12 protein-coding genes and 1 pseudogene are annotated in these 11,550 nt (G+C 47.7%); 9 read left to right on the forward strand and 4 right to left on the reverse strand.

What is annotated here, in order from left to right; all coding sequences use genetic code 11:
- Positions 1-67 precede the first annotated feature (67 nt).
- Entirely contained in the window at positions 68-304 is a 237-nt protein-coding gene (locus tag EQY_RS0109885; RefSeq protein WP_000941740.1) for a DUF1435 domain-containing protein, read from the reverse strand.
- Positions 305-444: 140 nt separating this feature from the next.
- Here EQY_RS0109885 and fhuF point away from each other — a divergent pair, with 140 nt between their 5' ends.
- Positions 445-1,233: a siderophore-iron reductase FhuF gene (gene fhuF, locus EQY_RS0109890; RefSeq protein WP_000331570.1), complete on the forward strand. Its 789-nt coding sequence runs from the start codon at positions 445-447 to the stop codon at positions 1,231-1,233.
- A gap of 36 nt (positions 1,234-1,269) precedes the next feature.
- Here fhuF and bglJ read toward each other — a convergent pair whose 3' ends face one another.
- Positions 1,270-1,947, reverse strand: coding sequence for a DNA-binding transcriptional activator BglJ (gene bglJ / locus EQY_RS0109895; RefSeq protein WP_024165170.1), 678 nt, complete (start codon positions 1,945-1,947; stop codon positions 1,270-1,272).
- On the reverse strand, positions 1,905-2,630 hold the full coding sequence (locus EQY_RS0109900; RefSeq protein WP_000936647.1) for a helix-turn-helix domain-containing protein: 726 nt from the start codon (positions 2,628-2,630) through the stop codon (positions 1,905-1,907). Before EQY_RS0109900 ends, bglJ begins: the two co-directional genes overlap by 43 nt.
- A 617-nt stretch (positions 2,631-3,247) precedes the next feature.
- On the opposite strand from EQY_RS0109900, the gene EQY_RS0109905 reads away from it, so the two are divergent.
- The 6 genes from EQY_RS0109905 (at position 3,248) to opgB (ending at position 8,957) form a co-directional block, all read left to right on the forward strand.
- A complete protein-coding gene (locus EQY_RS0109905) occupies positions 3,248-4,018 on the forward strand; it encodes a threonine/serine exporter family protein (RefSeq protein WP_024212502.1) in 771 nt (256 codons plus the stop codon).
- Positions 4,009-4,482: a threonine/serine exporter gene (locus EQY_RS0109910; RefSeq protein ID WP_000511337.1), complete on the forward strand. Its 474-nt coding sequence runs from the start codon at positions 4,009-4,011 to the stop codon at positions 4,480-4,482. Before EQY_RS0109905 ends, EQY_RS0109910 begins: the two co-directional genes overlap by 10 nt.
- A gap of 106 nt (positions 4,483-4,588) precedes the next feature.
- A complete protein-coding gene (gene dnaT, locus EQY_RS0109915; RefSeq protein WP_010346632.1) occupies positions 4,589-5,128 on the forward strand; it encodes a primosomal protein DnaT in 540 nt (179 codons plus the stop codon).
- 2 nt (positions 5,129-5,130) lie between these two features.
- Positions 5,131-5,868 carry a replicative helicase loader DnaC gene (gene dnaC, locus EQY_RS0109920; protein ID WP_000799918.1) on the forward strand — a complete coding sequence of 246 codons (738 nt, stop codon included), beginning with the start codon at positions 5,131-5,133 and terminating at the stop codon, positions 5,866-5,868.
- Between the two features lie 48 nt (positions 5,869-5,916).
- Positions 5,917-6,411, forward strand: coding sequence for a DUF2501 domain-containing protein YjjA (yjjA, locus tag EQY_RS0109925; protein WP_077629660.1), 495 nt, complete (start codon positions 5,917-5,919; stop codon positions 6,409-6,411).
- A gap of 254 nt (positions 6,412-6,665) precedes the next feature.
- Positions 6,666-8,957 carry a phosphatidylglycerol--membrane-oligosaccharide glycerophosphotransferase gene (gene opgB / locus EQY_RS0109930; RefSeq protein ID WP_024212504.1) on the forward strand — a complete coding sequence of 764 codons (2,292 nt, stop codon included), beginning with the start codon at positions 6,666-6,668 and terminating at the stop codon, positions 8,955-8,957.
- 119 nt (positions 8,958-9,076) lie between these two features.
- Here the strand turns inward: opgB and EQY_RS0109935 are convergent, their stop codons facing one another.
- Positions 9,077-10,099 (reverse strand): zinc-binding alcohol dehydrogenase family protein, encoded by a 1,023-nt coding sequence (locus tag EQY_RS0109935; RefSeq protein WP_001124253.1) that lies wholly within the window; start codon positions 10,097-10,099, stop codon positions 9,077-9,079.
- 138 nt (positions 10,100-10,237) lie between these two features.
- Between EQY_RS0109935 and EQY_RS0109940 the strand changes: the two genes are divergently transcribed.
- Positions 10,238-11,152, forward strand: a complete 915-nt coding sequence (locus tag EQY_RS0109940) for a GntR family transcriptional regulator (RefSeq protein WP_000091591.1) — start codon at positions 10,238-10,240, stop codon at positions 11,150-11,152.
- A gap of 217 nt (positions 11,153-11,369) precedes the next feature.
- Positions 11,370-11,522 (forward strand): annotated as a pseudogene (locus tag EQY_RS0109945) (MFS transporter); the annotation flags it as partial.
- Positions 11,523-11,550 lie beyond the last annotated feature (28 nt).

An 11,550-nucleotide genomic window follows, 5' to 3' on the forward strand; every position in this document is an offset into this window, starting at 1 on the left:
TGGGGGTTCAAGTCCCCCCCCTCGCACCAATTATCTTTACTTCCTCTCTTGTTTCTCCCCTGCTTTTTCATCCCTGATTCCACTTTATTATCATTAACATGACGCCAGAAATAAGCGCCAGGCACGATGGTAGTAAAACGTAATGCCGTAACTGTTTGTGATATAGCATCAGCGGCGTCAACACTAATCCCATCAGAATGACAATCCGCCACTGATCCGGCGATAAATCCGCATACGTCATCCCTGCAATCAGCAATCCCGGCAGCAACACTCCCCAGCCACTGCCCAGCATACGTTGCAACATGGTTTAATCTCTCAAAGCGATAATGATAACCAATATCATATGATAATTTTTATCATTTGCAAGCCAGAGAAATCCCTTGCTATCGGGCAAACCTATCGCTAGGATTAGCAATCATTATCATTTAGATTACTATCACGATTATGGCCTATCGTTCTGCACCGCTCTATGAAGATGTTATCTGGCGAACGCATCTCCAGCCGCAGGATGCTGGGCTTGCGGAATCAGTACGGGCGACGATCGCAGAACATCGTGGACATTTGCTGGAGTTTATCCGTCTGGATGAACCCGCCCCGCTTAACGCCATGACACTGGCGCAATGGTCATCACCGAATGCGCTACGTTCTCTACTGGCGGTCTATTCCGATCATATCTACCGTAATCAACCGATGATGATCCGTGAGAACAAACCGCTGATCTCACTCTGGGCGCAATGGTATATTGGCCTGATGGTGCCACCCTTAATGCTGGCGCTGCTGACGCAGGAAAAAGCGTTAGACCTTTCTCCAGAACATTTCCACGTTGAGTTTCACGAAACCGGGCGCGCAGCCTGTTTCTGGGTCGATGTATGTGAAGATAAAAACGCAACAACGCATTCTCCACAACAACGAATGGAAACGTTAATCAGCCAGGCGCTTGTTCCGGTAGTGCAGGCATTAGAAGCAACTGGAGAGATCAACGGCAAACTCATCTGGAGTAATACCGGTTATTTGATCAACTGGTATCTGACAGAGATGAAGCAGTTGCTCGGCGAGGCAGCGGTTGAATCGCTGCGTCATGCCCTGTTTTTTGAGAAAACGCTCACTACAGGTGAAGATAATCCACTCTGGCGTACAGTAGTGCTACGCGATGGTCTGCTGGTACGCCGTACCTGCTGCCAGCGTTATCGCCTACCGGATGTGCAGCAATGTGGTGACTGTACGCTGAAATAAAAACTTTGCCGGGACGATAACCCGGCATTAAGCATATTAAAAGGGATGCAACACGTTACTTGTTTCGCAATGCCGCATACATAACAGAATATCTGCGGCCTCCAACAACCCCGCATCAGAACTGACGCCCAGTTTCGACATCACATTAAATTTATGCGCCCGGATCGTTTTAATATTGCGTTTAAGCTGCTCGGCAATTTGTGTCATTGAGTAGCCACGCGACATAAAACGCAATATTTCTCTCTCCGTTGGGCTTAACGTCCGGCTTTGGTTAATGTACCACTGATTATTCAGCCGATCGGTCGCCTGACGCACACCATTTAATGACAGAAACAACTCCTGATGAAAAACTTCCAGCGTCGATGCTTTACTTAATACTCCGTCCAGCGGAGATGGAGATAATGAACCGATCAACCGTGCTTCAATATCATCATCTGCAATAACCAAACGTCGGGTACGCGGAAATTTAATCGCCAGCTCAGTCAGGCAAGATAATCCTTCTCTGCGCTCACTTCTCATGGCAGAAAAAGAAAAAATGACCGCCGCGAACGAGATCCGCGACATTGCATTCTGAAACGACTCCTGACTGGTATAGGTGTGGAGCTTATAAGGGTTACCCGCAAACTTTCTGAATAAACTCTCAATACCGATACTGCTCATGACGCATTTTTCTACGAGTGCGACATTTCTCTTCTTAATTCGGCTGTGTTCCATTCTGCGGCATCTCCATAAACAGAAGGCAAGTTAAGTTCTCTTGCACCCTGTGCGCTATTTATCCATGCATACATCTCAGCATTGCTGTGAATTGCCAGCCGACGCATCGCACTGTTTTTTTGTGCGCTGATAGTTTTATTACTTTTCTTGAGCAATGAAGCTATCTGGTTGATGCCCCATCCTTTGCCTAACAGCCGCAGTACCTTACGCTCTGAAAGCGTCAGAACGACGGTGCGATAGCTAAAATCCTGAGTTTCAGCCATTGTCGGAGAGGTCAGCATCGCGCTGATACGATCCGCATACGCATTACCGGAACGAACGGTTTTAACCAGATTCTCAATGGGTTCAATATCCGACAGTAACGTCGCTGTTGGACACATTAGCAGTTCTACTGCCGGGGAGTACCAGGCACGCGAAACCATGAAAACCCAATGTATTTCCCGGTATTGTGAGATCAATGAATAGTAATGTTCACAAACGGAACGCGGGTCTTCCGTTTCGCCGGATAAATCGGCAACCACTAACCCAGCACGACGTAATTGTAATAAGGTTAACTCCTCCGCAGAGGCGCTACTCGTTATTTCATATTCAGGTAGATGGGTCCTCATGACCTCTTTTAATCCTGCCTGCATAACGGGTATTTTACTGATAACAATTCCATTTTTGCAGCATCCTGGCAACATATATCCTCCATATCCACTCTCTATAAATCATGATGGTTAATTCAGGATATTCATCCCCTAAATTAATCCAACAAATTAATAGCTCTAGCGAATAAATTATCCTTAGCATTCACTTCCATATCAGTTTACCCCTGACACACCAAAAATCCTTTGTATGTTTCAGGAGGCTAGCATCAAATAATAACCTGGTAAAATACCTCTGACACATTTAAAATATCTAAATTATGTTGTTAGAAATACTTAATCAAAAACCACAAATCCAATCAGTTTACGATATCATTCAAAATAATGGTCAAAGGCGAAACTCAAGACCTTTAGACCGAAAGAGCAACAAAAAAATCAATAAAAACTGAAAGATATTTCTTATCCAGATTCGAAAAATTGATTTTCCCTGCTATTAGCCAAACGAGTAAAAACAAAACTATAAATTCATTTCAGTGATAATATTCATGAGGATATTTATTTGACCTCTGACGCAGATCGCTTCCTGTCGCCATAACCAGAATTAATCAGCGCAATTTTGATCTTAACCAACCCCAAAACAACCGCGCTTCATGATACAAATGGGGTCTCATTATTTGAACAATACGCAGCGCGTCTATGACAAAGGGCGAGTTATGCAAACTGAGCAACAGCGAGCCGTAACACGGTTATGTATCCAGTGCGGATTATTTCTTTTGCAGCACGGGGCGGAAAGCGCACTGGTGGATGAGCTTTCTTCAAGACTTGGGCGCGCGCTGGGGATGGACTGCGTTGAAAGCTCCATCTCTTCCAACGCAATTGTGCTAACCACCATTAAAGATGGTCAATGTTTAACCTCGACACGTAAAAATCAGGATCGCGGCATTAATATGCATGTGGTTACTGAAGTACAACACATTGTGATTCTGGCGGAACACAAATTGCTGGATTACAAAGGTGTGGAGAAGCGTTTTAGCCAAATACATCCTCTGCGCTATCCGCGTTGGCTGGTAGCCTTGATGGTAGGACTTTCTTGCGCCTGTTTCTGCAAACTGAATAACGGTGGCTGGGACGGCGCGCTAATTACGTTCTTCGCCAGCATGATCGCTATGTACATCCGCCAACTGCTGGCACAACGCCATCTTCACCCACAGATAAACTTTTGCCTCACTGCATTTGCCGCCACCACGATTTCCGGCCTCCTTTTACAACTTCCGACATTCAGTCATACGCCTACCATCGCGATGGCGGCCAGCGTTCTATTGCTGGTGCCGGGCTTTCCGTTGATTAATGCCGTCGCCGATATGTTTAAAGGCCACATCAATACCGGGCTGGCACGCTGGGCGATTGCCAGCCTGTTGACGTTGGCTACCTGCGTTGGCGTGGTGATGGCACTCACGATTTGGGGGCTACGTGGATGGGTATAATCGAATTTCTCATAGCGTTGGTGCAGGATATGCTCCTCGCGGCAATTCCTGCCGTCGGATTTGCGATGGTATTCAATGTTCCGGTTCGGGCATTACGCTGGTGTGCGCTGCTTGGCGCGATTGGTCATGGTTCACGAATGATCTTAATGACTACCGGGCTGAATATTGAGTGGTCAACCTTTATGGCCTCTATGCTGGTCGGCACCATTGGAATTCAATGGTCGCGCTGGTATCTGGCGCATCCAAAAGTCTTTACCGTGGCGGCCGTTATCCCTATGTTCCCTGGCATCTCTGCTTATACAGCAATGATTTCAGCTGTAAAAATCAGTCAGTTAGGTTACAGCGAGCCGTTGATGATTACCCTGTTAACCAACTTTCTTACGGCGTCATCAATTGTTGGAGCATTATCCATCGGCCTTTCCATTCCTGGATTATGGTTGTACCGCAAGCGCCCTCGCGTATAAAATTGCCTCGCTTAAAGCACACGGATGAGAGACAGCCTCCTTTCATCCGTGTGTTACTATAAAAGTAATCTCCCTTCTCGTTCATCGTTCCATATTGAGAAACAGTATGTCTTCCAGAGTTTTGACCCCGGACGTCGTTGGTATTGACGCCCTGGTACACGATCACCAGACCGTTCTGGCAAAAGCTGAAGGCGGAATGGTTGCCGTATTTGCTAACAACGCTCCGGCGTTTTATGCCGTCACGCCCGCGCGTCTTGCTGAACTGCTGGCGCTGGAAGAAAAGCTGGCGCGTCCGGGAAGCGATATCGCTCTGGACGATCAACTCTATCAGGAACCGCAAACTGCCCCCGTTGCCGTACCGATGGGGAAATTTGCCATGTACCCAGACTGGCGACCCGATGCCGACTTTACCCGCCAGGCCGCGTTATGGGGCGTGGCACTAAGAGAACCCGCTACCGCCGAAGAACTGGCCTCATTCATTGCCTACTGGCAGGCGGAAGGTAAAGTTTTTCACCATGTGCAGTGGCAGCAAAAACTGGCGCGCAGTCTGCAAATTGGCCGCGCCAGCAACGGCGGACTAGCCAAACGAGATGTGAACACGGTCAGCGAACCTGACAGCCAAATTCCACCAGGATTCAGAGGGTAACGATGAAAAACGTTGGCGACCTGATGCAACGCCTGCAAAAAATGATGCCTGCCCATATCAAACCCGCCTTCAAAACGGGTGAAGAACTTCTGGCGTGGCAGAAAGAACAAGGGGCGCTCCGCTCCGCCGCTCTGGAGCGCGAGAATCGGGCGATGAAAATGCAGCGCACCTTTAACCGCTCCGGCATTCGTCCGCTGCATCAGAACTGTTCCTTTGAGAACTATCGTGTTGAATGCGAAGGGCAGATGAATGCGTTGAGCAAAGCGCGTCAATATGTCGAAGAGTTCGACGGCAACATCGCCAGCTTTATCTTTTCTGGCAAGCCGGGCACCGGTAAAAACCATCTGGCGGCGGCAATCTGCAACGAACTACTGCTGCGCGGCAAATCGGTATTGATTATTACTGTTGCCGATATTATGTCGGCGATGAAAGATACCTTCAGAAATAGCGGCGTCAGTGAAGAACAACTGCTCAACGATCTGAGCAACGTTGATCTACTGGTGATCGACGAGATCGGCGTGCAGACCGAATCTAAATACGAAAAAGTGATCATCAATCAGATCGTCGATCGTCGTTCTTCTTCCAAGCGCCCAACCGGAATGCTGACGAACAGCAATATGGAAGAAATGACGAAGTTGCTGGGCGAGCGTGTTATGGATCGTATGCGCCTGGGTAACAGTCTGTGGGTGATCTTCAACTGGGACAGTTATCGTAGTCGGGTAACGGGTAAAGAGTATTAATCCCCATTCCCGGCGTTATACTGCGACACAATTCCACCTTGAGTAATGATGATGAAAACTGTTAAACACCTTCTGTGCTGTGCAATTACCGCCAGCGCATTAATTTCCACCGGGGTAAATGCCGCTTCCTGGAAAGATGCGCTCTCCAGTGCCGCCAGCGAGTTAAGCAATCAAAACAGCACTACACAGGAAGGCGGCTGGTCGCTCGCTTCATTAACTAACCTGCTTAGTAGCGGCAACCAGGCATTAAGCGCAGATAACATGAACAATGCCGCAGGCATTCTGCAATACTGCGCGAAGCAAAAGCTGGCTTCGGTGACCGATGCGGAAAACATCAAAAACCAGGTGCTGGAAAAGTTAGGTCTGAACAGCGAAGAGCAGAAAGAAGACACCAACTATCTGGACGGTATTCAGGGTTTGCTGAAAACCAAAGATGGCCAGCAGCTTAATCTGGATAACATCGGTACGACTCCGCTGGCGGAGAAAGTGAAAACCAAAGCCTGCGATCTGGTATTAAAGCAAGGTCTGAACTTTATCTCTTGATCCGCATAACGCCGCGTTTTAGCTGTTAATCGGCTGGCGCGGCAATCCCCTTCTCTTTTTCCCGCTTCTGACGCTTTCATCCCCTGCTATGCGGGAAACAACCCCGATCAAAAAAGTCTGTTTATAAACTAATTCCTAACAACATCGCATTTTTTTGACACTAGAATTGCAGCAATATGGCAGCGCCATTACATTGTGTTTCTCAAAAAATCTTAAGCATCGGCTACACAGCCTGGTTTAGTGAGGATCGCCCGTTGTCAGAACTACTCTCATTTGCCTTGTTTCTCGCCTCTGTGCTGATCTACGCATGGAAAGCGGGACGTAACACCTGGTGGTTTGCCGCCACATTAACGGTGCTGGGGCTATTTGTCGTTTTAAATATCACCCTTTTTGCCAGTGACTACTTTACTGGCGATGGCATTAACGACGCGGTTCTCTATACCTTAACCAACAGCCTGACCGGTGCAGGCGTCAGCAAATATATCCTGCCAGGTATTGGCATTGTACTGGCACTGGCAGTCGTTTTCGGTGCACTGGGCTGGATCCTGCGCCGCCGCCGTCATCATCCGCACCATTTTGGTTACAGCCTTTTGGCGCTCTTGCTGGCACTGGCTTCTGTCGATGCCAGCCCGGCGTTTCGTCAGATAACGGAACTGGTGAAATCACAGTCACGCGACGGCGATCCGGACTTTGCGGCTTATTATAAAGAACCGTCGAAAACCATTCCTGACCCGAAACTCAACCTGGTTTATATCTACGGAGAAAGCCTCGAGCGCACCTATTTTGACAACGATGCTTTCCCGGATCTCACGCCTGAATTGGGCGCGCTGAAAAATGAAAGTCTGGATTTCAGCCACACGCAGCAGTTGCCGGGAACGGACTACACGATTGCGGGCATGGTGGCTTCCCAGTGTGGCATTCCGCTTTTTGCTCCATTTGAAGGCAACGCTTCTGCATCCGTTTCCAGCTTCTTCCCGCAGAACATCTGTCTGGGCGATATTCTGAAAAACTCGGGTTATCAGAACTATTTCGTACAGGGAGCCAATCTGCGTTTTGCCGGTAAAGATGTGTTCCTGAAATCACACGGTTTCGACCATTTGTACGGCTCGGAAGAGCTGAAAAGCGTGGTCGCAGACCCACATTATCGCAACGACTGGGGATTCTACGACGATACCGTGCTGGATGAAGCATGGAAAAAATTTGAGGAGCTGTCTCGCTCCGGTCAACGGTTCTCACTGTTTACCCTGACGGTCGATACCCATCACCCGGATGGTTTTATCTCTCGTACCTGTAATCGCAAAAAATATGATTTTGACGGTAAACCGAACCAGTCATTCAGCGCGGTAAGTTGCAGCCAGGAGAACATTGCGGCGTTTATCAATAAAATCAAAGCCTCTCCGTGGTTTAAAGATACCGTCATTGTCGTCTCTTCCGACCATCTGGCGATGAACAACACGGCATGGAAATACCTCAATAAGCAGGATCGCAATAACCTGTTTTTTGTCATCCGTGGCGACAAACCGCAGCAAGAGACGCTGGCGGTGAAGCGCAACACGATGGATAACGGCGCTACGGTACTGGATATCCTTGGTGGTGATAATTTTATCGGCCTCGGACGCAGTAGCCTTTCTGGTCAGTCAATGTCAGAAGTGTTCCTCAACATGAAAGAGAAGGTACTGGCGTGGAAACCGGATATCATTCGTCTGTGGAAATTCCCCACCGAGATAAAAGAATTTACCATCAATCAGAATAAAAACATGATCGCCTTCTCAGGTAGTCATTTCCGTTTGCCGCTGCTGTTGCGGGTTTCAGACAAACGAGTGGAACCACTGCCAGAAAGTGAATACTCCGCGCCACTGCGTTTCCAACTGGCCGATTTCGCCCCACGTGATAATTTCATCTGGGTTGACCGCTGCTACAAAATGGGGCAGTTGTGGGCGCCGGAACTGGCGCTTTCTACCGACTGGTGTGTTTCACAGGGGCAACTTGGCGGGAAACAAACAGTGCAACATGTCGATAAGCCAGAATGGAAAGGTAAAACGGCATTTAAGGACACGGTCATCGACATGGAACGCTACAAAGGCAATGTCGATACACTGAAGATTGTCGATAACGATATTCGCTACAAAGCAGACAGTTTCATCTTTAACGTCGCGGGTGCGCCGGAAGAGGTAAAACAGTTTAGCGGGATTTCCCGTCCGGAGTCGTGGGGTCGCTGGTCCAACGCACAGCTTGGCGATGAAGTGAAAATCGAGTACAAGCATCCGCTGCCGAAGAAATTTGATCTGGTGATTACCGCCAAAGCCTACGGTAATAACGCCAGCCGCCCCATTCCGGTACGCGTTGGCAATGAAGAACAAACCATCGTGCTGGGCAACGAAGTAACCACCACTACGCTGCATTTCGAGAACCCAACCGATGCCGACACCCTGGTGATTGTGCCGCCGGAACCCGTCGCAACCAACGAAGGGAATATTCTCGGTCACTCGCCGCGTAAACTCGGTATCGGGATGGTGGAAATTAAAGTGGTGGAGCGAGAAGGGTAATCACTGACTGATTTACAGGTCGGATAAGACGCGTAAACGTCTTATCCGACCAACAAAACATTATTGATAAATAAAAATAGTGTCCAACACTGCATAGCCACTTTACCAGTCACTCATTCTCAGAAAGTAACCACGCCCTTAATCAACTCACGATTGTTAATCACATCGCGCTCATAGGTTTCTGCCAGCGTGGCGAACGGATAGCGATGGGTTAACATCATGTCAGCAGTGATTTTCCCTTCCGCCATCAGCCGCCAGACTTTCGCAAAATCTTCCGGCGTAGCGTTACGGCTACCCATTATTGTGGTCTCTTTTTTGTGGAATTCTGGATCAGAGATTTGCAAATCGCCTTTAAACAGGCCGACAAAGACTACCGTGCCACCGTGGCGAATCAGATTAACAGTGTTATTCATCGCATGTTGATTACCTGTCGCGTCGATCACTTTCTGCGCCAGAGAGCCGCCAAATTGCGCACGTAGTTGGTCATCAAAATCTTCTGCGAACGGATCAAGCACGGGCAGATCCAGACGCCTTATCACATGCTCACGCCGCGCCGGACTGGTATCCACCACCACCACATGTGCGCCATCAACTTTAGCGATTGCCGCAGCTCCCAAACCGATTGGCCCCGCCCCGACCACCAGCACTTGCTCACCAGGCGCAACTGCCGCGCGACGTACCGCATGAGCACTAATGGCGAAGGGTTCAATCAACGCTGCCGCCTGCGGGTCAATGCCATCTGCGGGCAAAATGTTCGCCTCTGGCACGCTTAAATACTCACTAAAACCGCCATCCTGATGAACGCCAATGACCGAAATGCTTTCACAGCAGTTGGTGCGACCACTTTTACACGCCGGGCATTTCTGGCAGGCAATATAAGGGATCACGGCAACTTGCTGACCATTTTTGAGATCAGCAATATCTTTACCTAATTCAACAATCTCGCCACATATTTCATGGCCTAACACACGTGGATAACTAAAAAATGGTTGATTCCCACCCCAGGCATGAATATCAGTACCACAAATTCCGACAGACTTAATCTTTATCAATACTTCATCGCCACCGGGAATAGGCATTTCATATTGTTTCCAGACTAATTCTTTCGGTTTCTGGCAAATTAATGTATTTATCTTAGGCATAATTCTGCTCTCCATTTTTTGTTATCTTAGATATCAATGAAAATGAAAAACGCCAGTGAAATAGAAAATCTATTTTGTGAAAATACACGCATAAAAATGTTTTAAATCGGGTTTTAATAGCGCGACAAGGAGAAAAATATGAGTCGCTCACAAAATTTACGCCATAATGTAGTTAACCAGTTTATTGATGAGATGGTATGTGGTCATATCCCTTCCCCACTCCCATCGCAAAGCTCACTAGCGGAAATGTACAACGTCAGTCGCACCACGGTGCGTCATGTTCTCAGCCACTTACGCGAATGCGGTGTCCTGACGCAGGTCGGAAATGACCACGTCATCACGCGTAAACCTGATCACAACGACGGTTTTGCCTGTCCCGCAGCTTCGATAAGTGAGCAGGATAAAGTATTTGAGCAGTTTTTTTTCACGATGATAAATCAGCGTCAGTTGTTGCCTGGTGAAACTTTTTCTGAGCTGCAACTGGCGCGAGCGGCAGGTGTCAGCTCGATTACCGCAAGAAAATATCTTTTAAAATTATGGTGCTACAACCTCACCCAAAGCGAAAAACGCGGTCAGTGGAGGATAAAGCATTTCGATCAATCCTACGCCGAGCAGCTTTTTGAACTGCGCGAAATGTTGGAAACGCGCTCAATCCAGCGTTTTCTCACTCTGCCTGATAATGATCCGCGCTGGTTTCAGGTGAAAACCATGCTCGAACGCCACCGAATGCTGCGTGACAACATCGGCAGTAATTTCCACACCTTCTCGCAACTGGACAGAGAGTTCCATGCCTTATTGCTTTCAGCCACTGACAATATCTTTTTCAATCAATCCATTGATATTATCTCCGTCATCTTCCACTTCCACTATCAATGGGACGAAAACGATCGCAGGCAGCGCAATATTATTGCCATAGATGAGCATATGACTATTCTCAGTGCTTTGGTTTGCCGCAGCTATGTGGATGCAACGCTTGCACTACGTAACCATTTGAATTCAGCTAAACAAGCGATGATTCGTTCCATCAAGAAGAACAAGCGGTACGTTTATTAAATACAGATTAAAAACAGCAAACTATTAGATTGTGCACGGTTTTATCAAAATATAAACGCCCGAAATTTCCGGCTTACCTATGCTCGCAACCAGTCGACTATAAATGTTTTTTTGTGAGCGGTAGTGAAATCCTAAAAATTTCATCTGCCATTAATATTAACCCTGCGCAATACATAATTACGCAATAATTAAAATATTATAAATACAGGAGTTCGGCGTGGAAAAAGAAAATATTACCCTCGATCCGCATTCGTCCTTTCGCTCATCGTCGTCGGTAGATATCCCCGTGCCACCAAATGGATTAATTCAACGTAGTCCCCGAATTAAACACATTCAAACCACCGCCATGTTGTTATTATTTATTGCTGCGGGTGATGCTGCCAACTTACTGATTTAGT

It is taken from the genome of Escherichia sp. TW14182 (assembly GCF_000208525.1).
Lineage (GTDB): Bacteria > Pseudomonadota > Gammaproteobacteria > Enterobacterales > Enterobacteriaceae > Escherichia > Escherichia ruysiae.